Consider the following 21,629-nt stretch of genomic DNA (forward strand, 5'->3'; position numbering starts at 1 on the left):
GAATGTAGCTTGGAGACAAGCCGAACCTTACAGGTGATATTACATGGTAAAATCAATGTATGCCTATGTCAGGGAGGCATGGAAGAGGCCTGACAAAAGCGATGTGGATGCACTCCTCTGGGACCGGATGCAGGTCTGGCGTCGTGAGGGAAGCGTAGTCCGTGTCGAACACCCGACCCGGATCGACCGTGCTAGGGCACTCGGGTACCGCGCGAAACAGGGTATCGCCGTTGCGCGCGTGAAAGTCCGCAGGGGCGGTCGCCGGCGCTCGCGGTATGTCCGCGCCCGCCGTACCGCCCGTATGGGCAAGAACCGGCTTACGCCTGCAAAGAGCCTTCAGCGCATTGCAGAGGAACGCGCATCCCGCAGGTTCCCGAACATGGAGGTGCTCAACTCCTACTGGGTCGGGCAGGACGGTAAGCTCAAATATTACGAGGTTATCCTTGTTGACGGGCACCACCCGGCGATAAAAAGCGACCGGAAGCTTGCATGGATCGGGGAAGCAACCCAAAGCGGGCGTGCCGAGCGCGGCAAGACTTCGGCGGGGCGCAGGGGACGCGGGATGGGCACCCGTGGTTCCGGGACGGAAAAGACCCGCCCCTCCATCCGCTCCCATGCAAACCAGGGCAAATAATCTTATCCCTTTTTTAAGCAACATCTCTGCATGATGATCACCGACTCCTGTGTCTATCCCCGTCCGCTCGGAGATTCTTCGGTGAGGCGCATGGCTCTCGTTGCGCACGAGTTTGGTTTTGACAGCCTTGTTGCGGTCAATACCCCGCCGTGCAAACATTTCGGGGTTACCGTGGAGACCGGCATCGTAATCGGAGAGATGCCGGCACCAGAAGTTACCCGCGAGGTAAAGCGCTCCAGGGAGACGGGGGCCATTGTATCCGTGATGGCAGGCGACAACGGGAGGAACCGCATGGTGCTTGGCATACGGGGTGTTGACATCCTCTGCGGGATTCACAAAACCGACCGGCACGCGTTCGACCATGTGACCGCAAGGATGGCGGCGGATAACGGTGTTGCGGTCGACATCAGCCTTGAGCCGGTCATCCACGGGCGGGGGATGTCACGACAGAAGGCACTGGACCGGTACCATGATATCCTGCTGCTGCACCGGAGGTTCGAATTCCCGCTTGTGCTCTCGACCCATGCAAGATCGGTGCTGGACATGCACCCGGTGCGGGAGTTTTCCGGTCTTGCATCGGTCATCGGGCTTGACCTTTCCGATGTAGAACAGGCGCTGTCCCATACAGGACAGATGCGATCTTTGCATTCCGCTGTCAGGGTGGTTACATGACGGCCAGGCCCCCCACGCTCCGGGAAAAGCGCCGGTATGTGCTTACCCGAATCGAGCCTGCCGGTACCGCTCCCGATCCAAAGGAAATGTACTATTCGGTATACGAAGCTGTGACATCCCTCTGGGGCGATGCAGCCGGTGCGCTGATACATGTGGCAGTGATCGCGGTTGAGGGGGATTATGTAATCGTGCGCTGCCGGAGGGGAGCCGAACGAGAGCTTGCAATAGCCCTCTCCACTGTTACTTCCTGCGGGGGGAAACGGGTGGCACTGCGCTCAGTTGCCGCATCCGGGACAATCGAGAGCCTGCGTGAGCGGATTTCAGAATTTAAGGATAAAGCGCAGGTTCCAGGAGTGCCATCAGAATGCACGATCGACGGTATGGCCTTTTCGGTCTGCCATTGTGCAGGTCAGAAGATTGATGTGATTGAAAAGGGATTTAAAAATACAACACGATTCTTTTTGACAAGAGAGGATCTGGAGGATTCATAATGCAACCACAATACCAGATGGGATATGATCGGGCGATCACGGTTTTTTCACCCGATGGCAGGCTGTACCAGGTGGAATACGCGCGGGAAGCGGTAAAGCGGGGGACGACCGCAGTCGGGATCAAGGCAAAGGACGGTGTCGTCCTGATCGTGGACAAGCGCGTAAGCAGCAAGCTGCTCGAACCCTCGTCGATAGAGAAAATTTTCAAGATTGATGAGCACATCGGCGTCGCCTCGTCCGGACTTGTCGGGGACGCCCGTGCACTGGTCGATCGGGCCCGTGTCGAGTGCCAGATAAACCGGGTCTCTTACGACGAACAGATCGGGGTCGAGACGCTCGCAAAGAAGCTCTGCGACCACATGCAGACCCTCACCCAGTACGGCGGCATCCGCCCGTACGGGACTGCGCTCCTGATCGCGGGCGTGAGTGACGGCGAGTGCCGGCTTTTCGAGACCGACCCCTCCGGCACCCTGCTCGAATACCGGGCGACCGGCATAGGGATCGGGCGGCCTGCGGCAATGAAGGTCTTTGAAGAAGAGTATACTCCGGAAATGGAAGTAAAAGATGTCATCCTCCTTGGCTTAAAGGCACTGCACTCCGCGACGGAGGGCAAGTTCGATGTCGACACGGTCGAGATCGGGGTTATTTCAAAGGATAATGCGGTGTTCCGCAAGATGACCAAGGAAGAAGTCGCAGGGTTTGTCGGGCAGTTCAAACAGTGACCGCATATGATCCCGCTGGAAAAATCAGTGGTAGCAAGGCTGGAAAGTTACGGGGAGCGCTTCGAGCTCCTCGTTGACCCGGACCAGGCTGCAAAAGTGCGGCAGGGCGAAAAGATCGATATCGAGGAGGTTGTTGCCGCCCTCAATGTCTTTTCCAACGCATCGCGGGGCACCAGGGCGTCCGATGAGTCGCTCACCAAGGTCTTCCATACCACTGATTTTCCCGCGGTCGCCCACCGGATCATCGAGAAGGGCGAGATCCACCTTACCGCCGAACAGCGCCGGCACATGATCGATGAGAAACGCCGCCGGGTCATTACGTTCATTGCCCGCAACGCGGTTAACCCCCAGACAGGGCATCCACATCCGCCCCAGCGCATCGAGATGGCGATGGAGGAGGCACGGGTGAACATCGATCCCTTCAAGCACCTCGATGAGATGGTCAAGGAAACGGTCAAGGCGCTGCGCCCCATCCTCCCGATACGGTTTGAGGAACTCCGGCTTGCGATCAAAATACCGGCTGATTTTGCTGCAAAAGCGTACGGCGATATTGCTGCTGCGTCCACCATGGAAAAAGACGAGTGGCAGAAGGATGGTTCATGGATCTGTGTCGTCAGGATCCCCGCCGGCATCCAGACCGAGTTTTACGACCTGATCAACAAGATCACCAAGGGCGAAGGGGTCGTCAAGATCCTCAATCAAGTATATTAATCGTCACGACAAATTGTGTAAGACATACTGGTGGTAATTTTTATGGCAGCTTCAAATCAGACAGCAAAGGGAAAGGTGACGGGGAGTTCCGGACGGTTCGGGTGCAGGTATGGCAGGTTTACCCGAAAGCGTGTCGCTGATGTCGAGAAGGTTTCACGCGCATACCACCGCTGCCCGCAATGCGACATGGTTTCCGTGCACCGCCACGGCACTGGCATCTGGGAATGCCGGAAGTGCGGGTACAAGTTCGCCGGCGGCGCATACCAGCCCATGACCCCCATGCTGCGCATCGCGATGCGCACGTTCGACCGTACACTTGAGAAGGATACCAGCAGGGCCTAACCCGGGTCTGTTATGGTCAGCTCCTACAAGTGTGCACGGTGCAAACAGAAAGTCGAGATCGATGTCAATGTCCGGTGTCCCTATTGCGGCCACCGCATCCTTTTTAAGGAACGCGGTGCGGCGATAAAAGAGATCAGGGCGCGGTAAAGGACCACGAATCTCACCGTTCTCCAGTACACAAGACCAATACATTTTTTTCCTGATTTTCATAAATTTCATCGTGATTGAACGTGAACCCGATGCCCCATCAAGCAGTGTTCCGGTTCAGGACAAAAAACGCTCAAAAAATTTACCGGGCGCTTCTTCCCGAGATGCCTGACGAGGTGAACCCGCGGTCAGTGGCACGCTGCACGCTTGAAAGCGACGATATGCTGGTCCTTTCCGTGACCGCAGACGATATCCCGGCACTCCGCGCAGCGCTCAATATGCACCTCCGGCTCATCAGCGTGGCAGATGAAATGCAGGACCTTATCTGACCGCTTTTACCATTTAGCTGGTTGTGCCAGACCACCGTGGTGGGTGCAGGGGATTACTTATTTTTACCGCTGAACCGTACACTATACCACAACAGGCACACGGTGCCGTAACCTCATGCACCGGTTCCCGGGTTCCTGAATACAACCACACGGAGTGTTAATGATGAACAATATCTCACCCAAAGTCCAGAACCAGGTTGCGATGCTCCAGCAGGTGCAGCAGCAACTCCAGACGATCCTGTCCCAGAAGGCGCAGTATGAGATGGCAGCTCGCGAGGCAAAGCGGGCGCAGGAAGAGATCAAAGACCTGCCCGAAGATTCCGCGATGTACATGAGCGTGGGGTCTGTAATGATGCAGAAGAAAAAAGATGTCGTGAACTCAAAGCTTTCTGAAAAGGTGGAGATGCTCGAACTGCGTATCAAGTCATTAGAGAAACAGGAGAAGATGCTGCAGGGTAAATTTGAGCAGCTGCAGGCGCAGATCAAAGCTGCGCTCGAAGGAAAAGGCGCACCGACAGCAGCGTAATATTTTTTTTAATTTTTTGGTTTTTAAAAAAAATTAAAAAGTATCATTTCCGGTAGATCAGGTTGATCGCGTTGACCAGCGCCTCGACAGATGAAAGGACGATATCGTCCCCACTCCCGCTTGCATCATAGATCTTCCCGTGCTCGTCCTCGACAGCAATGGTCACGTGGCACATCGCATCCGAACCCCCGCTGATAGCTTCGATGTTAAACTCTTTTAACTGGATTCGGGCTGGTACGATCCCGAAGATTGCATTGAGCGCCGCATCGACCGGGCCGTTTCCCACGCTTGAGAATACATGCTCCTTACCGTTGACGGTCGCCTTGACACTTGCAGTCGGGATCATATGGTTCCCGGTCATGATTGCGATGTCCTGCAGAGCAAGCACCTTATGGTTCAGTTCGATGCCCATCGTGCTCTCCGCGATCTCATAGAGGTCGGCGTCGGTCACCCGTTTCCCGCGGTTTGCGACCGCTTTTACCTTCTCAACAATCGTATCGAGCTGGGCATCTGTCGGACAGATATGGGCATCTGTGAGCATCTGGCGCACTGCGTGCCTGCCTACATGTTTGCCGAGCGTGAGCCTCCGCCGGTGCCCGACCATCTCGGGTGTCATGATGCCGGGTTCAAACGTAGCCGCGTTCTTGATGACCCCGTGGGAATGGATCCCGCTCTCATGCGAGAACGCATTCTCCCCGACAACCGGCTGGGTGGGGGGGATCGTGATCCCAGAGAAGCGTGAAACAATCCGGGAGGTCTCGACAAGCCGTTCCTTTTTAATGCCGGTGCGTATTCCGTAGATCGATTCCATGATCATCACGGTCTGCCCGAGGTCTGCGTTCCCCGCCCGTTCCCCAAGCCCATTGACAGTCACCTGCACCTGCGATGCACCGGCTTCCACTGCAGCGATGGTGTTGGCCACCGCCAGACCGAAATCGTTATGGCAGTGCACATCGATGGGGCAGTCTACCTCCCGTGCGATCCGCGAGATGAGCGTCTTCATGCCGGACGGGGAAATAACCCCAACGGTGTCAGGCACATTTATGATTGTCGCCCCGGCAGCTGCGGCGGTCTGGAACACCTGCATTAAGTAGTCCCAGTCGGTCCGGGTCGCATCCATTGCCGAGAACATACACTGGTCCACATGGTCGCGGACGTAACGGATGATCCCGTCGGAGATGGCAAGCACCTCCTCACGGCTCTTGTTGATCGTGTTTACCCGCTGGATGTCAGATGTCGGGATGAAGACGTGCACCATATCGACACCAGCGTCAAGGCAGGCGTCGACGTCTGCTTTTGTCATGCGGGAAAGCCCGCAGATATTCGCCTCAAGACCGAGCTTTTTGATTGCAGTGACCGTCTCCTTCTCGGCTTTGCTGGATGCGGGGAACCCCGCTTCAATGGCATGGACGCCGATGTCGGAGAGCTGGCGTGCGATCTCGAGTTTCTGTTCAAAGGTGAATGCTATTCCCGGGGTCTGTTCTCCGTCCCGGAGCGTGGTATCAAAAACAGTCACTTCTCCACGGGCATTGCTATCGGTGAAGAAGACAATCTCCCGCAACTATGTTACGAGCCATACCAAATCATTCGCATGCAAGTTATATAAATAAGACCGTAATTTGGGGCAGATACGGGGAATCGGGCGGTATAACGATACGTTTAATACCCGATCATCCCTATAGTATGAGCGCAGTGCCCCGCCTTAACTCAGACTGGTAGAGTGCGCGGCTGTAGTATGGTTTACCGACATTAGGTAACTGCGCGGCTACCGCGATGTCCCCGGTTCGAATCCGGGAGGCGGGACATCTGTTCCATATCTGCCCAGGTAGTGTAGTGGCCTATCATGATTGCCTGTCACGCAATCGACTCGGATTCGAATTCCGACCTGGGCGTCTGTTTTTTTTAAAGACCTGTTTTTCAGCTTATTACCGGATCTTCCCTGCTGCCGTCCCAGCAATATTTTTTAAGACTTCGTAATCCGTGGTCGTCCCCTTCATCTCGATTTGTTCAAGGACATCCTTTTTGGTAAAGATCACGGTATAGGTCATGATGCCGTACTGGTCATTGGCGTCAATGAGCCGTAGGGCGATAGACCGGTCGCCGGTTTTCGGGAACGGCAGTTCGGTGACCGATACCGAAGCGTTCACCCGTGTCATTATATCGGATTTGGCCTCATCAAAGATGATCCTGATGCGGTCAAGTGGGTAGGTGCTGATCTGCTGGGTGATGCCCGTGATATCATAGTTTTGAGTGTTCATCCGGTAAAACGCGACGTAATATCCTTTCTTCCACCCCTCGTCCCGCGCCAGCACCTTGACATCTGAGTATGCAACCTCCGAGCGTTCCCTGATGACATACCCCTGCGGTAAATCAGAGAGCTGGAGTGCCATACCGGACGGCTCGACCGTCGAGGTTCTGCTCTCCGGTGTGGGGGATAAAGTCTGCAGTGTTGTCGGTGGGATTAACTGAGGGCCCGGATCAAGGAGAAAACACCCTGCGGTAAACATAGTGCAGATGAGGATTCCCATGATGATTGCTTGGTTCATAATCCCTGCCTAAACTGGGATATCCAAGATAAAATTGTTTTATGTATAGTGTTGTACGCAATAATCATGAGCAGAGGACAGTATAAATTGCCACAATAACCGGCAACAGGTGGGGATTCATGACTGACCTAACGGAGCCGGAAATTGGCCTGATTACAATTTGGCCTCGTTTGCCCGGCTTTTAAAAATCCTGATGGATTCGCCTTATGTCTCATCTCTTCTGGATTCGACAAAGCAAAGGGGCCTATGGGGTCTTTTTGTGGACGTTTGCTCCGGCTGTCGCAAACAACCATTTGAGAAGACCAGTTTAGTATAAAAAGTTAGGTCTTCGATTAAAAAAACCGTTTAGGGTACCACGGGGATAAGAGAGTGAAAAATGGGTTTAACCGTTGCATCTCCCACCCCCATACCACAAATCCTTTTTTGCCACCGGACAAACCAGTGGTAAGAATGGAGGATCGTTGATGGGCGCCCCCGACCTGCACGGAGATGAGTCTGTTATCCTGAAAACCCCGGATGTTTTTGTCAAATCCATCCCATTTGAGGCGGTCCTTACCAACAAACGGATCATCCTGATTGACCGGGAAAATGACCTTGTTCCGCCCAAAGATATCCTGCTTGCGACCATCCGGGATGTTCAGCCCGGTGAAAACGCTATCCGCGACCTGACCCTCAGCCTTGCGATCATCGCCACTACCGGTGAGACCCGGAAGATAGTGCTCACATTCTCCGGTAAATCAGGAGCCAAAAGAAAACGGGAGCGGGATGAATGGGTGCGGGCGCTCCAGAAGCATACTCGTTCATCATTGAAAAAAGTGTTCAGTACCGTTATCCCCGGCCTCAATCCGGAAAAAAAAGCAAAATTCCCCGACACTGCACCGGTACGGAGCGGGAGTCCGTCCCTGCCTCTGGAGAAAAAGTCAGTTGATGCTGTAGAACCCCAAAAAAAGATCGGACAAAGTGCTCCTGCGATTCCCTCACCGCTTAAACCAGCACCCCTTCCCGCACCTTTGTTCTGTTCCCGGTGCGGTAGTCGTGCACCTGCAGGTTCCTTGTTCTGCGTCCGGTGCGGTGCAAAGATTGTCGTGCCGGAACAAGAGCCACCCTCGACTTATGCCAACACTGGCACCCGGCCCTCACCTCAGCCGGCCCGGGCTTTGCAAGCCAAAAAGGAGAGATGGCAGGTCCTGCCGCAACTATTCCGGCGAAAAGATCGCCTGCCGGAACCCGGCCCCGGCGTCCCGCCATCAAAGGGCGGACGGCCGGGCGGCTCCAATAAAAAGGCATTTATGATCATCGCAGTCATCGCAATCCTTATCATTGTGATCGGAGGCGTGGTATTTGCCATAATTAACTTCCTGAACAATACACCTGCCGCTGATGGCGGGACAACCGGTACCGGCACGAAGATTGCCACACCCACCCCGACATTTGTTTTTGTTGAAAAGACTGCCGCACCGATTCCTGCAAAAGGTGTATGGGTCAGGGTCAGTTACATCGGGATGTGGACCGGGTCATACGGGACAGCGGATGCCCTGAAATCAGTAACAGGTTCCGGCGAATACCTGTATGAGGTCGAAAATCCCAACACGACAATACAGGCAACATTCCAGCGGGCAGATACCTCCAGCCGCCCGCATGAGCTGGTTGTCGGGATCTATAAAAACGGGGTGCTGATCAAGCAGGGCGTTACCACAGTCCCGCATGGGACTGTTGATATTACAGTCGACCCGAACACTGCAAAACCAACCAGTGCCCAGACAACAGGAAAATGATGACATTTTTTAAAAATTCGCCTGTCCTCACCACAAACACTTTTTTGCCTTCAGACAAACCACTGTAAAGGAAGAATGTGGTAATATGGGCGACCCTGAGCTTCATGGAGACGAATCCATAATTTTAAAAACACCAAATGTTTTTGTCAAATCCATCCCTTTTGAGGCAATCCTCACCAACAAACGTATCATCCTCATTGACCGGAAAAAAGAACTCCTGCCGCCAAAGGATATACTTCTGGCAACCATGCGGAGCGTTGAGGCAAGTGAAAATGCAATCCGGGACCAGATCCTCACTATATCGATCATAACAAATTCCGGTGAGACCCGTCAGGTGGTCCTCACCTTCTCCCGGGAGGCGGGAGGGAACCGGAAACGGGAGCGCGACGAGTGGGCAAAGGCGTTAAAACAGCACACGACTTCATCGTTCCAGCAGGCGATCCGTAATGTGATCCCATCGATGGATAAAGAGCAGAAGAAGAAACCGCAGGAGCCACCCTCCCAGAAAATCGAGATCACAAGCAGGCCTGCAGGAAAAAAGGAGATCGATATAGTCCAGCCCATAAAAAAGATCGTGGAGACGACCCAGTTGCCCCCTGTACCTGTTGAGACATCGTCCCTTCCGGCCGGCTCGTTCTGTTCAAGGTGTGGCAACCGCGTGCCACCGGAATCCGTGTTCTGCAACCGGTGCGGTTCCAAGGTTGTAGCACCCGGGGCACTGGAAATGGTCGAGCCATCCTCCACCCAGCCGGCACCGCAACCGGTACCTCAGGTTTCTGTCTCCACCCCGGCACAGGTTGAGATCCCTATCGCTGACCAGAATGTGCCCCCTCACATACCTATGGTCCCTGCAGAGCAGCTTGAACGTAAAGAGCGCCCCATTGAAGAAGTGATCCGGTCAATCGAACCTTTGATTGAGGACTCGGTGCCAAGGACTGAACCGGCACCCCTTGTGCCGTCCCACTTTCCCGCTGTGCCTGAACCTGCAGCACAACCAGAAGATTTAACTGCGATTCCTCCTGCGGGCGAACCCACCCAGCAACCTGCCACCGCAGCGCAGCCATCACCGGTAAAACGGTCAATTCTGCCGCAGTTGTTTTTACGAAAAGATCTCCCCCAGCACCCTGCTCCTGCAACCATACCCCCGGTTTCCCCACCCCCTGCCGAAAGCCCTGCAACGGGCCCACGACGCAAACTGTATGCCATAATCGCAATCATCATCGTAATCATAGCAGTCATCGGAGGGGCATTTGTTTTTATGAAATCCCAGCAGGGAAAACAAGACGCGGAAACCACCCCTGCGGCAACACCGCCGGCAACCCCTATCCCTACCCCCGTTCGCACAACAGCAGTCCCAACAACGGTCATGACAACAATCCCGATCCCGACAACACCCCCGCAACCGCTCATTCCCCAGACAGGGGTATGGGTGAAGGTGAGTTATGCCGGAGCATGGTCGGGATCTTATGGCACCCCGGGGAACCAGGCACCGGTGTCCGGTTCCGGCGACCAGCTCTACCAGATCCCGGTCAAGGAGGGAGGGATGATTCAGGTATCATTCCAGAAGAGTGACGGATCAGGAAATCCCCTGGCAGTGGAGCTCTACAAGGACGGTACCCTTATCAAGAGCGATAAGACTGCAGTTCCCAAAGGTGCCGTCGATTTATTGGTCGACTTCAAACCCCCGGCCACTCCCACGGTAAAACCAACCAGCACCCAGACCGCGGTCAATACAACTGCAACCCCGACTGTAACCCCCACAACCTCCCCAACCGGGAATGTGACAACAGTGCAGACCACAACACCTTCATAAACTTATCCCTTTTTATCTCAACGGTAATAGATACTCTGCCGGGGCCGATCCTCCGATATCTTTTTTCCGGCGCGTCCCCGTTTTAAAAAGGACTTATCATGCAGGACTCACATTTTTTGATAAATGCCCCCCTTTAAGCCATTGGCATCGCTCATGCCGTGGTTAAAGCTAGTTTCAGGCTCTTTATCGTTTTTATCGTCGGCTTCTGTTATGTTCCGGTCGCTATACTCAACGAGCCCCGTGGGAGGTCCATTTGTAATTCCCGTGAGTATAGCAACGCTCGTCATTGTATTTTGTGTCTGACTCCTGGTTGGGGAGATTAAAAAAGATTAGGGTTTTTTCTCCTGCTGTTGGGGAGCAGGAGATGTCGCTGCATTTTTATTCTTTTTCCAGCGGTAGATACCATAGGCAGCACCGCCAATGATAATGAGGGGGAGGAACGTGAAGAAGAGGATGATCAGTGCATCGATCATCCCGAGGAACCCGCTGATCCCTTCGTTGATCGCGGTCACAAAGGAATGCCCGGTTTCGCCACCGACCGGCTCGGGCTCCTGCAGGTTCACGGTTATTGTGGAGAGGTCGATCCTGCTGTTGAGGTACCGCATTCTGCCCTCGATCCTGTCCAGCGCGGTCTGCACCTGGTTGATCTGTGCCTGGATTTTGATGACGTCCTCGATTTTGTCGGCCTTCTTCATAATCTGATTGTATTGCGCGAGCTGGTTCTGGTAAGAGGTCTTCTGGGCCTGCAGGTCAACATACTCCTCGGTCACGTCCTGTCCGGAGGTCGAAACGGATTTTATTGTACCGACCGCCTTGACACCTTCCATGGTCGGTTCAAACTGTTCCTGCGGGACGCGGATCACGATTGTTGCAGAGAGCCGGTTGTTGTAATTTTTCTGGATGTTTGAAGACGAAAGGTACCCGCCTTTCTGCACCGCAAGCGCTTTTAACGCATCAACAGATGCTACAACGTCTTTGACTTCAATGGTTGCGGTCCCCGTCTTGACGATTTTTGTCTCGATACCAGTGCCCGGGACGGTGGCGGTATCGCCGGATGCCAATAAAGCGGGAGTGGGGATTGCCATCGGGTACGGGGCAGCAGCTTTCTGCTCGGAAAGCCCCTGCCAGTTTGAGTCCCCCACACTCCCCGCTGATGACGTCCTCTGGTTTGGCACTACGCTGTCTGCAATCCCCATGCAGCCGGTGGCTGCGACAGCACAGCACACCAGAATGAGTGCGACAAGTTTGTAGTTCATACCAATCCATCAACTGCCGGAATATATAGTTTCATGGTAAACTGCGAAGGAATTTGCAGTTATAGGGAGATATATAAAAGCGATCTGCAGGAAATTTCAGCGGTTTGCGGTTCTCCTTTGGGATGTGCATATTTTTACCAATTTGGTGATCGGGCTTAAATAATTCCTAGGAGATGTACCTGTGGAGACAGATGATGCCAGAAAATACCGTACCTGAAAAACCGGAAGGGGCCGAAGAGATAGAGAAAGGCGGACTTGAGAGCATGGTCAAAGCGCTGCAAAACAGCACTGACCCGCAGGTCCGGCAGTATGCTGCATACCTTCTCGGCGAGGCAAAGAACCCGCGTGCCATCCGGCCGCTGATCGAGGCACTTGCAGACTTTGACAAGTCTGTCCGGGAGCAGGCAACACTCGCCCTCTCCACCATTGGCAAGGCAGCAGTCGAACCACTTACCGCTGCGATGAAGGAACCAAAATGGGAGACACGGTACCGGGCTGCGGAAGCGCTGGGAAAGATTGCTGATGAAAAGGCAGTCAAGCCGCTGATTGCAGCGCTCAAGGATAACCGCGACCATGTGCGGTACATGGCAGCAAAAGGGTTGCGTGAACTCGGTGATTCCGATGCGCTCGAACCCATGATCATCCTGCTCAAGGACGAGAACAAGTATGTCAGGATGATGGCGGTGCGGGCACTTGGGGGTATTGGCGGGAAAAAGGCAACCGCAGCTCTTGAGAAGGCGCTTGAAACTGAGAAGAATGCGCAGGTAAGGGAGACGATCTCCGAGGCGCTGCAATAAGAAAAAGGATTAGGATAGAGCCCTATACCTTTTTTATCGTATCTTACTGCCCGGCTCTACCTGTCGTAGCGGCACGAGCAGCGAAGCCGCATCCCCTGCCGCAAGGATCATCCCGTTGCTCTCCACGCCGAAGATTGTTGCGGGTGCAAGGTTGGTGACTACGACAACATCTTTTCCGACTATCTCGTCCGGGTTGTAGAACTGCTGCATGCCGGCAACAATCTGGCGTTTTTCCGGACCGATGTCAATAACCAGTTTTAAGAGCTTGTTTGATTTTGGCACTGGTTCACAGGACAGCACTTTACCTGTCCGAATGTCCAGTTTCTGGAATTCCTCAAATGTAACCACAGGGATCTTCTCCGATTTTTTGTCTGCTTCTTTCACGCGCTTCTGGAGCAGGGCGTCGAGCTCTGCAACCTGCGTATCCTCCATTCTGGTAAAGAGCGGTTTTGGTGCCGGGATACCTGCCGCCCTGATCTTCTCTGTTGCTTCAGAGATCGGGTGACCTGCGAGTGCATCTGAATATCCCAGCATCGCCCAGCACTCCTGCGCTTTTGCAGGCATCACCGGTTCGATAAGAAGGGTGACGGCTTTGATGAGCTGGACGCAGTTTTTAATCACCTGTGCGGCAGCGGCACGGTCGGTTTTAATTAGTTTCCACGGGGCATTGCCCTGCATGTGCGTATTTCCAAACGCCGCAAGGCCCATGATTGCGTCTATCGCACCTTTGAATTCATAGTCCTGCATGAAGCCATGGACCGATTTTGTGCATTTCTCAATTTCAGCGATGATTGCGGGGCCGGCTATTCCTTCTGGTATCCCGCCAAATTCCTTGTTAGCAAAGAAGAGGGTGCGGTACACGAAGTTGCCAAAGATGTTGACCACTTCGTTGTTGATCCGCTCGCCAAAGACCTTCCACGAGAAGTTCAGTTCCTTGGTGTGGTTGGTGTACGAGAGCAGGTAATAGCGCAGGTAATCAGCGGGCAGGCCTTTGTCAAGGTAATCGTCATTTGTCCAGACCACATATCCCCGTGACTTCGAGAACTTGTGGTCGTCCACCTTCACCATCCCGGATGCAACAATCGCGTACGGCACGCCATAGCCTGCTCCTTGTAACAGTGCCGGCCAGAAGATACAGTGGTGGTAGATGATGTCCCCACCGATGAAGTGCGTAACCCGGTTGTTGCCGCACCAGTATTTCTTCCAGTCATTGCCGGTCTTTTCTGCCCATTCCTCGGTGAACGCGATGTACCCGATCGGGGCATCCACCCAGACATACACGACGAGATCGTCACGGCCGGGGAATTTCACGCCCCAGTCCAGGGTCCGGGTTATACACCAGTCATGTAGCTCCTCCTTAATCCACCCGATTGCGTAATTCTTTGCATTGGTGGTGCCTTTCACCGTCTCGAGATAGGGGAGCAGGAAATCCTTGAACCCGCTGAGCCTGAAAAAGTAGTGCTCCTGGTCCCGGAACTCCGCTTTTGTACCGCAGACTTTGCAGACCGGTTCTTTTATCTCGCCGGGTTCCAAGTGCTTGCCGCATCCCTGATCGCACTCGTCCCCACGGGCAGCAGCTCCACAGTGCGGGCAGACCCCTTCGACATACCGGTCGGGCAGGAACCGCCGGCATTTCGTGCAGTACGCCTGGTGGACGACCTGTTTGTACACATACCCCTTTTTGATGAGCGACCCGACGATTTTGGTTGTCCGGTTCTGGTTGGTCGGGTCATCGGTCATGCCAAAGTGATCAAATGTGATTCCCATCCGCCTGAATGTCTCGTCAAAATGCCGGTGGTATTTTTCTGACAGTTCCCGCGGCGACACGCCTGCCTGCTCCGCGGAAACAACGATGGGCGTCCCATGGTTGTCAGACCCGCACACAAAGACGACCTGCTCCCCGGCCCTGCGCATGTACCTGACGTAACAGTCGGCTGGTACATAGGTGCGCAGGTGTCCGAGGTGGCAGGGCCCGTTGGTGTACGGGAGCCCGCAGGTGACGAGCAGCGGTGGCGTGTTCATGACTAGGTTTTTTGATTCTGATGCGTAATAAGATATGACCATGGTCAAACGGCGGCCCCTTCCGACGCGGGCTTTTGGAGCAGAACCGGAAACACCTGATGTTCCGGCGCTTGCGGAATGGATTGCAGAGAACCGCGGGAGGTCCGGCGACCTTATCTCGTTCCAGCTGGACCAGTCGCTCATACACCAGATCTCTGCGGGAATAACAAGCCCCTGTGCCGGGGGAAAATTTTACAAAGACCGGGTAATGAGCTGCCTGATCGGTGTTGACAACACAACTGTTGTTGACGATATCGCGGTTCAGGGTGAACTGGTGAACAGCGATGCACACGCCATTGCATCACGGAAGAAGAACATCTGGTGTGCACTTCCCGCCCCCCACGCGCTCGGGATCACCGATGATTATTACCATGATGAGAACGAATGGCACGACGCGATCGCCAGCGCATACCGCACGCTCATGCGCTCGATGCGTGATGGGGGGATCAGCGGGCATGTGCTGATCTGTGAGACAGCCGGCGAGGTGGAAGTATCTGCTTTCACACGGCAGAAGGTATTCTTCTTTGTACAGGATATGGGCAAAAAGAGCCTCGAAGCCCTGATGGGATACCAGCGGCAGGTTGCGGTGGACAGGAGCCATCTTCCCTTGGTCTTTGACCTCATAAACGAGTACGAGCTCAGCCAGCTCATCATCCTTGACCCGGACAAGAAGTCGATCACTCTCGCTCTGTCAGAGTTCGATCCGGACCAGATCATCGCCGGAGGATATTGTACCGGAAACAGTGAGGAATACTGGAAAAATCTCGTTGCAGCTGCAGGATATACAATCTGATCCTCCCCAGGACCATAGTGCACGGCTAATGCACTTCGGCTATGTTCACAAACGTATCGAAATGCCTGCTCTTTTTTATCAGCCAGAATACAAACCGCTCGAGAACAGAGAAATTGAACGAACCGCCCGCAGCATTGGGATGCCCCCCGCCGGAAAACTCCCGTGCGATCAGGTGACTGACAGGTGGGACTGATCGCAGGGAAAACCTCCCGTCTTTGCCTATGATAACCTCGATGTCAGTCTTTTTCTGGTCACGGATAAAGTGGGCCGTCTCGCTCGGGTACCCATAGAGCGGTGCAAACGCGATCCGGTATTTTTTCCCGAGAATTGTCGTATGCTTGAGGCTCCGTTTCATCATCGCATCCATCTCAGCTTTAATCTCATTATACTCCTGCACAATCATCTCGTCAGAGAAAACACCGGCAAGGAGGCAATCGCGTACATGGTCCCGGTTCTTTTTACGCTGGAGCACCTGCCCGAGCACAGCTGACCGGGGATCGCGGTGCTTCCATAAATCATAATCGCAGACAATGCGTGCAACCTCAGCCGCAACGGTATTATCCGGCACGAGATCGGATGCCACAATGCCTGTAGCGCAGACAGCTGTATCAATATGGAGCAGCGCGACCTCTTTTTTCACCCGTGCAACCTCGTCGTCCCGCCAGCGGTGATGGTCCCGCCATTCCACCCGCCAGCCGTTTGACCGGGCATGGCCTGCGATGTGCTCGATCTCGCGGTGATACCCGAGGTCTGATATGGAGAGCCGGTCGCCATTTCCTTTGCAGGACGCGACCAGAGAGAATAACGCAGGGAACCTGCCCACCGAGCTCCAGATGGTAAAAACCCCGTCGCTCCCGTAATTCATACGGTGGACCGCGTCCGCTCCCACCGCATCAAGGTCGTTATGCGTCAGGTGGATAACGTGTGCAGTGCGGGATGAAACCGCATTTGCCAGAGCTGGTTCATCACCGTGAGGACTCTTCGGGAGCGGCATTGGTTAATACTGACATCGCGTCACATAAAAAAGAACGGTCACCGGCCATACCGGTAACTACTAAAAACAGATCATTTATTAATCGCGAGGGATAACATCTGTACTCCTGCCCTAGTAGCTCAGTTTGGGAGAGCGCTAGACTGAAGATCTAGTTGTCCCCGGTTCAAATCCGGGCTGGGGCATCAGTTTCGTATCCCCATCCAGGCTATTACTCTGCTTATCCGTTCATTCTCCCTGCACCCCGCCAATAATGTTATAAATGGCCGGTCACAATGCAATAACCAGTGAAACCCGTATGTCGAGTGAAACTCTTATCAGAGAACTGTCGGCTGAACTCAAAGAATTCCTTTCCGCCCAGAACGTGATGGGCCAGCCTGTTGATCTTGGCGAAAAGGTTGCCATCCCTATTGCCCGGTTCGGATTTGGGCTTGGTGCCGGCGCCGGGCAGGGAAAAGACGGCAACGGTGATGGTGCCGGCGCGGGTGGCGGTATCGAGCCGGTGGCGCTCATCATCCTGCACAAGGATGTGAAAGGTCCTGAAGGTGTCCAGGTCATGTCCTTAAAAAAAGACAGCGCCATCGCACAGGTCATCTCGGCTCTGGGTGAATCGCTTGCCCCACAGGTCATCGATGCGTTAAAAACCGTAAGTTCAGGACAAAACCGGTCCACTCCGGCAAAGAAAGAGGAACTCTGACGGGTATTCACAGGATCGGATGGACCCCGTCATTCTTGTGATCTACCTGTCCGGGCTCCTTGCCGGACTCATCCTTTTTTCAATCCTTGTACTCTGGCTTGTCCCGGTCCGCGTTTTCATCCGGTACCGGTACGATAGAGGACGGCAGGATCTTGAGGCAACGGCCCGGTGGGGGATCATCGCCATCCGTTCGACAAAACGCGCGGGAAGGTCGCAGACAGTCCTCCTTATCTTCAGCCATGTCCTGTTTTCATTTGACCGGAGACCGGAAAAAAAAGAGATAACGCCACCCCCTTCCTACAGGCCAGCGGACATCCGGGCTGCAACGGATCTTGTCCCGGTTATCCGCAACCTTGCAATGCCCGCCATCAGGATCGGCAGCGTTCTCTGCCGCATGAGCAGGTTTGAGCGGTGCAATGGGAGAGTGCGCATCGGGCTGGGTGACCCGGCAGCGACCGGCATGCTCTACGGGAGCTACTGGGCTACGCGGTTTGCATTCACCGCTTCCCACATCTGCATAGATATGGAACCGGTCTTTGACCACGAGGTACTGGCAATCGATCTCTCGGTCAGGTACCGGATTGGCCAACCCCTGCGGATCCTTCTTTCAGCAGCCCGTGAACTGCTCCGGCCGGATGTGCGGGCCGGAATTACAGCCCTCCGGAGTGCGGGTCTGGGAGCCCTCGTGACATGACGCCCGAATTAACGGTTGCAGCACCGGTTACCATTGGGAAACGAGTATTTTTTCCACTCGTCCGCGAGGAGATTATCTGCAGTGCACATGGTGCAATTGTGTCGAGGAGCCCTGCCGCACTTCTATTTTCCGATGATGACCAATGGTTCTTTGTGCCCTTTGATGAGGGCGTTTTGCCGGATGTTGTCAGAGATCGTCTACGATAAATAATTCTGAACCTGAAAACCGATATCGAATTTTTTATAAAGGTAATCCCCACACTATACTATGCCATGCTATGGCATAGCATAGGGGTATTTCCATGAAAGGTTCAATAAAACTGTCAGTTTTTCTCGTAATTATCGTTCTCCTTGCGGTATTGTGCGCCGGCTGCACACAGCAGGCGCCGGTGTCTGCCAAGCCGACAGAGATCAAGGTCGGCGTGATCGCATCGCTGACCGGCCCGGCCAGCAATGTCGGAAAGAACATGTGGCAGTCCGCGCAGGTTGCAGCGGACGAGATCAATGCCAAAGGAGGCGTGACGCTCAAGGACGGAACAAAGATCCCGCTTAAACTGATCGTAGGTGACGACGAGTCCACCCAGCAGGGGGGACAGAAAGCGGCGACCAAGCTGATCACCGATGACAAGGTGGACATCCTTGTCGGAGGGTACTCAAGCGCTGTCACATCTGCATATGAACAGACCATCGCAGAATACAAGGTACCGTTCATCGTTACCGGCGCTTCAAGCCCGATCATCACCCACCGCACGGACATCGATACCAGTTACGTCTTCCACCACTGCCCGACAACCGACAGCTATGGGATGTATACCACGATGTTCATCGACCAGATCATCCGGCCTGCGGTCAATAAGAAGCTGAACGCTGCTGCCGACCGCCCGTTCCGGCTCGCACTCATATACCAGGACACGGCCTTTGGCAAAGGGGTGCAGTCCGCGGTGAACAATACGATCACAAAGGACAAGCTCAACATCGCGCTCGTCACCCAACAGAGCTTCAAGATGGGTGAAAGCGATTTCAGGACACCGCTGACCGCAATCAAAGCTGCAAATCCCGACGCAGTATATATCGCGGCATTCCCGAACGAGGGAGCTCCGCTCATCACACAGGCGCGGAGGGATATCGGGCTTGACACGATCTTTTTGAATGTTGAGAACAATGACAACGCCCAGTTCTACAAGGACCTCGGGCAGTACGGGGAAGGCGCCATCATTGAGAGCCGGTTCTCACCCTACACTGCTCCCGTTGGCGCGGTAGCTGACTCACAGGCAAAGTTCAAGACAAGCTACAATGCGAAGTGGGGCACGTTCCCGGACATGATGGGCGCATCCACCTACGAGGGCATCTATATTGCAGTGCAGGCGGCCGCGAGTGCCGGGACAAACGACAAGGCAACGGTCAGGCAGGCGCTTGTCGACCTGAGCATGCCGCAGGTGATCGAGGCGATGAAAGGCGGCACGATATCGTTTAATAAAGACTTCCGGGAGTCGCAGTTCGACCTCTGGATGGAGCAGCTGGCATTTGACCAGAGCGTCGGTGAATGCAGGCCGAAGATCGTATGGCCTGATAACCTCAAAGTAACTGAGTTTGTCCTACCATCGTGGTACAAACCCGGCAGCGCATAAAAACCCATCCAAGTCCTTTTTATTTTCCGGCGACTGATTAGCTTACAGGAGAAGATACGGTGGACGTTGGGATCCTTCTGCAAATACTCTTCTGGGGGATCTATGCAGGCTGCATCTACATCCTGCTTGCCACCGGCCTGAACCTGATCTTCGGTGTCATGAAGATCGTGAACTTCGCCCACGGCGAGTTCCTCATGATCGGCGCTTATGTAACGGCAACGGTCTTTTTTTTAACCGGCATCAACCCTTACGTGATCATCCTCTTCTCCATGTTCGCCCTGATCCTGATCGGTGCCGTTGTTGAACGGCTCTGTTTCCGCCCGATTCTTGGCACAGGCAAGCTTAATGAGATCTTCCTTTCGATCGGGCTCATCTACATCATCCAGAATGGCGCAGCTGTGATCTGGGGGGACGAGTGGCAGAGCGTCAAGAGCCCTTATGAGGGCGTAACTGTCCCGCTCGGATCTCTCACGATACCACTGGATTACATCATCATCATGGTCGTGACTGCCGCAATCCTTGTCGGACTGTACCTTTTTTTGAGAAGGACAAAGACAGGGCGGGAGATGCGGGCGACCAGCCAGAACCGGAAAGGGGCGATGCTCGTGGGCATCAATGTCGAGCGGATGGATGTCATGAGTTTTGGTATCGGGTGCGCTCTTGCGGCAGCTGCGGGCACCCTCTGGGTAGTGAGCGGTCAGGTATTCAACCCGTACATGGGCTCCATACCCGCGGTCAAAGCATTTGCCATCATCATCCTCGGCGGGCTGGGAAGCATCCCCGGTGCAATTGTCGGTGGCCTGCTCTATGGCATTGCGGAAAACGGGGCTGCGTATTTCCTTGGCGGGGTCTGGAAGGACGCGATCTCGTTTGTCATCCTGATCGTTGTACTAGTGATCCGGCCGACAGGACTGTTCGGGGAATCAGGAGAGTGAAGGGGCTATGATATTTGACATGCACAGGCTGGCCCGGTACGGGATAATTGCCGTGATTGCTCTTGCCCTTATCATGCCTTTCGTATCCGACAGCATGTACCTTCTCAATCTCCTCTCCCTGATGCTGATCTTCATCATCTTTTCCTCGGCATGGAACCTGCTCGCCTGTTCCGGGCAGGGATCGCTGGGACATGCAGCGTTCTTTGGAATTGGCGCCTATGCCTCGACGCTGATCGCAGTAAAGAGTGGGATTTCTCCCTATGTGACGATCTTTTTTGGGGCTGCTGTCGCCGCGTTCATCGGGATCCTGATCGGGCTTACCTGTGTCCGGCTCAAGGAATGGTTCCTTGCCATGGTCACGTTCGGATTTGCGATCATCGTGCAGACCATCACCGTCAGTATCCTCACCCCGCTCACCGGTGGCTGGGATGGCATTGCATCCCCCCGCCTACTCTCCCCGTCAATTCCCGGTTACCAGCTGATCGAGTACTACTCTATCCTCGCGATCGCGATTGCTTCGGTCGTCTTCATCTGGTATATCATGAAATCCCGGATCGGGCTTGCCTTCTCCGCGATCCGCGAGAACGAGCTCGAGGCCCGGGCGTCCGGAGTAGATCCCATGCGGTACCGCCTCCTTGCATTTGCTCTCTCCGCGTACCTTGCCGGTATCGCCGGGGCACTTGAAATTCACCACATCGGGTACATCACGCCGGAGATCTTCGGAGTCGACCTCTCGTTCTGGCCGATCACCTACGTGATCCTCGGGGGCCTTGGCACAATCGCCGGCCCGGTGATCGGGACCGTAGTCCTCACCGTCATCTGGGAGGGGCTGAAGATGGCCGGGCTCACCTTCTCGCGGTACATCATTGTGGGTGTCATCCTGATCCTTACAATTATCTTCCTGCCAAAAGGGCTTGTGGACCTCCCCAACCAATTGCCGAAATGGCGGGAGGCATTACAGAAGATGCGGGGTAGAATTACCGGTTTGCCGGGGAAGGAATAAGGTAAACTCTGTTAATTTTTTTGCGGTTGTGACCTGGTACGCATGCCGTTAATGAATCCGTCAGGTC

24 protein-coding genes and 3 tRNA genes are annotated in these 21,629 nt (G+C 54.5%); 22 read left to right on the forward strand and 5 right to left on the reverse strand.

Features of this window, described 5'->3' with window-relative positions:
- The first annotated feature begins 43 nt into the window (after nt 1-43).
- From OS112_08310 to OS112_08350, 9 genes are all read left to right on the forward strand, one after another.
- Nucleotides 44-634 carry a 50S ribosomal protein L15e gene (locus OS112_08310; GenBank protein ID WAC04462.1) on the forward strand — a complete coding sequence of 197 codons (591 nt, stop codon included), beginning with the start codon at nt 44-46 and terminating at the stop codon, nt 632-634.
- A gap of 30 nt (nt 635-664) precedes the next feature.
- Complete coding sequence (locus tag OS112_08315) at nt 665-1,306, forward strand: ribonuclease P (GenBank protein WAC04463.1); 642 nt, start codon at nt 665-667, stop codon at nt 1,304-1,306.
- Complete coding sequence (locus OS112_08320; GenBank protein WAC04464.1) at nt 1,303-1,797, forward strand: Rpp14/Pop5 family protein; 495 nt, start codon at nt 1,303-1,305, stop codon at nt 1,795-1,797. Before OS112_08315 ends, OS112_08320 begins: the two co-directional genes overlap by 4 nt.
- On the forward strand, nt 1,797-2,519 hold the full coding sequence (psmA, locus tag OS112_08325) for an archaeal proteasome endopeptidase complex subunit alpha (protein WAC04465.1): 723 nt from the start codon (nt 1,797-1,799) through the stop codon (nt 2,517-2,519). The genes OS112_08320 and psmA overlap by 1 nt, the downstream gene beginning before the upstream one ends.
- Before the next feature lie 6 nt (nt 2,520-2,525).
- Nucleotides 2,526-3,230, forward strand: a complete 705-nt coding sequence (locus OS112_08330) for a ribosome assembly factor SBDS (GenBank protein ID WAC04466.1) — start codon at nt 2,526-2,528, stop codon at nt 3,228-3,230.
- A 42-nt stretch (nt 3,231-3,272) separates the two neighbouring features.
- Nucleotides 3,273-3,572 (forward strand): 50S ribosomal protein L37ae, encoded by a 300-nt coding sequence (locus tag OS112_08335; protein WAC04467.1) that lies wholly within the window; start codon nt 3,273-3,275, stop codon nt 3,570-3,572.
- Nucleotides 3,573-3,584: 12 nt separating this feature from the next.
- Nucleotides 3,585-3,719, forward strand: coding sequence for a DNA-directed RNA polymerase subunit P (locus tag OS112_08340; protein ID WAC04468.1), 135 nt, complete (start codon nt 3,585-3,587; stop codon nt 3,717-3,719).
- A gap of 92 nt (nt 3,720-3,811) precedes the next feature.
- A complete protein-coding gene (locus OS112_08345) occupies nt 3,812-4,048 on the forward strand; it encodes a KEOPS complex subunit Pcc1 (protein WAC04469.1) in 237 nt (78 codons plus the stop codon).
- 163 nt (nt 4,049-4,211) lie between these two features.
- Nucleotides 4,212-4,574, forward strand: coding sequence for a prefoldin subunit beta (locus OS112_08350; protein WAC06160.1), 363 nt, complete (start codon nt 4,212-4,214; stop codon nt 4,572-4,574).
- Between the two features lie 43 nt (nt 4,575-4,617).
- Here the strand turns inward: OS112_08350 and OS112_08355 are convergent, their stop codons facing one another.
- Nucleotides 4,618-6,135, reverse strand: coding sequence for a 2-isopropylmalate synthase (locus OS112_08355; GenBank protein ID WAC04470.1), 1,518 nt, complete (start codon nt 6,133-6,135; stop codon nt 4,618-4,620).
- 135 nt (nt 6,136-6,270) lie between these two features.
- Here OS112_08355 and OS112_08360 point away from each other — a divergent pair.
- Both OS112_08360 and OS112_08365 read left to right on the forward strand, forming a co-directional pair.
- A tRNA-Tyr gene (locus OS112_08360) sits at nt 6,271-6,377 on the forward strand.
- A 16-nt stretch (nt 6,378-6,393) separates the two neighbouring features.
- Nucleotides 6,394-6,466, forward strand: a tRNA-Asp gene (locus OS112_08365).
- 33 nt (nt 6,467-6,499) lie between these two features.
- Here the strand turns inward: OS112_08365 and OS112_08370 are convergent.
- Nucleotides 6,500-7,120 (reverse strand): hypothetical protein, encoded by a 621-nt coding sequence (locus OS112_08370; protein WAC04471.1) that lies wholly within the window; start codon nt 7,118-7,120, stop codon nt 6,500-6,502.
- 464 nt (nt 7,121-7,584) lie between these two features.
- Here OS112_08370 and OS112_08375 point away from each other — a divergent pair, with 464 nt between their 5' ends.
- Together OS112_08375 and OS112_08380 are read left to right on the forward strand one after the other, a co-directional pair.
- A complete protein-coding gene (locus tag OS112_08375) occupies nt 7,585-8,895 on the forward strand; it encodes a zinc ribbon domain-containing protein (GenBank protein WAC04472.1) in 1,311 nt (436 codons plus the stop codon).
- Nucleotides 8,896-8,980: 85 nt separating this feature from the next.
- On the forward strand, nt 8,981-10,708 hold the full coding sequence (locus OS112_08380) for a hypothetical protein (protein WAC04473.1): 1,728 nt from the start codon (nt 8,981-8,983) through the stop codon (nt 10,706-10,708).
- A gap of 329 nt (nt 10,709-11,037) precedes the next feature.
- Here the strand turns inward: OS112_08380 and OS112_08385 are convergent, their stop codons facing one another.
- Nucleotides 11,038-11,964, reverse strand: a complete 927-nt coding sequence (locus OS112_08385; protein WAC04474.1) for a DUF4349 domain-containing protein — start codon at nt 11,962-11,964, stop codon at nt 11,038-11,040.
- Nucleotides 11,965-12,155: 191 nt separating this feature from the next.
- On the opposite strand from OS112_08385, the gene OS112_08390 reads away from it, so the two are divergent.
- Nucleotides 12,156-12,761, forward strand: coding sequence for a HEAT repeat domain-containing protein (locus OS112_08390; protein ID WAC04475.1), 606 nt, complete (start codon nt 12,156-12,158; stop codon nt 12,759-12,761).
- A gap of 33 nt (nt 12,762-12,794) precedes the next feature.
- Here the strand turns inward: OS112_08390 and metG are convergent, their stop codons facing one another.
- Nucleotides 12,795-14,783 (reverse strand): methionine--tRNA ligase, encoded by a 1,989-nt coding sequence (gene metG, locus OS112_08395; GenBank protein ID WAC04476.1) that lies wholly within the window; start codon nt 14,781-14,783, stop codon nt 12,795-12,797.
- A gap of 40 nt (nt 14,784-14,823) precedes the next feature.
- Here metG and OS112_08400 point away from each other — a divergent pair, with 40 nt between their 5' ends.
- Nucleotides 14,824-15,615, forward strand: coding sequence for a hypothetical protein (locus OS112_08400; GenBank protein WAC04477.1), 792 nt, complete (start codon nt 14,824-14,826; stop codon nt 15,613-15,615).
- 25 nt (nt 15,616-15,640) lie between these two features.
- On the opposite strand, the gene OS112_08405 is transcribed toward OS112_08400, so the two are convergent.
- Nucleotides 15,641-16,609, reverse strand: coding sequence for a phosphoesterase (locus tag OS112_08405; GenBank protein WAC04478.1), 969 nt, complete (start codon nt 16,607-16,609; stop codon nt 15,641-15,643).
- Between the two features lie 108 nt (nt 16,610-16,717).
- Between OS112_08405 and OS112_08410 the strand changes: the two genes are divergently transcribed.
- From OS112_08410 to OS112_08440, 7 genes are all read left to right on the forward strand, one after another.
- Nucleotides 16,718-16,791: transfer RNA gene (locus OS112_08410), tRNA-Phe, on the forward strand.
- A 113-nt stretch (nt 16,792-16,904) separates the two neighbouring features.
- Complete coding sequence (locus tag OS112_08415) at nt 16,905-17,303, forward strand: spore germination protein GerW family protein (GenBank protein ID WAC04479.1); 399 nt, start codon at nt 16,905-16,907, stop codon at nt 17,301-17,303.
- Nucleotides 17,304-17,322: 19 nt separating this feature from the next.
- Complete coding sequence (locus OS112_08420; GenBank protein ID WAC04480.1) at nt 17,323-17,997, forward strand: DUF2953 domain-containing protein; 675 nt, start codon at nt 17,323-17,325, stop codon at nt 17,995-17,997.
- Nucleotides 17,994-18,203 carry a hypothetical protein gene (locus tag OS112_08425; GenBank protein WAC04481.1) on the forward strand — a complete coding sequence of 70 codons (210 nt, stop codon included), beginning with the start codon at nt 17,994-17,996 and terminating at the stop codon, nt 18,201-18,203. Before OS112_08420 ends, OS112_08425 begins: the two co-directional genes overlap by 4 nt.
- 95 nt (nt 18,204-18,298) lie before the next feature.
- Nucleotides 18,299-19,624: an ABC transporter substrate-binding protein gene (locus tag OS112_08430; protein ID WAC04482.1), complete on the forward strand. Its 1,326-nt coding sequence runs from the start codon at nt 18,299-18,301 to the stop codon at nt 19,622-19,624.
- A 59-nt stretch (nt 19,625-19,683) separates the two neighbouring features.
- Nucleotides 19,684-20,559: a branched-chain amino acid ABC transporter permease gene (locus tag OS112_08435; GenBank protein WAC04483.1), complete on the forward strand. Its 876-nt coding sequence runs from the start codon at nt 19,684-19,686 to the stop codon at nt 20,557-20,559.
- Between the two features lie 7 nt (nt 20,560-20,566).
- Nucleotides 20,567-21,562 carry a branched-chain amino acid ABC transporter permease gene (locus tag OS112_08440; protein WAC04484.1) on the forward strand — a complete coding sequence of 332 codons (996 nt, stop codon included), beginning with the start codon at nt 20,567-20,569 and terminating at the stop codon, nt 21,560-21,562.
- Nucleotides 21,563-21,629 lie beyond the last annotated feature (67 nt).

Origin of the sequence: Methanoregula sp., from assembly GCA_026625165.1 — an archaeon.
GTDB lineage: Archaea > Halobacteriota > Methanomicrobia > Methanomicrobiales > Methanospirillaceae > MVRE01.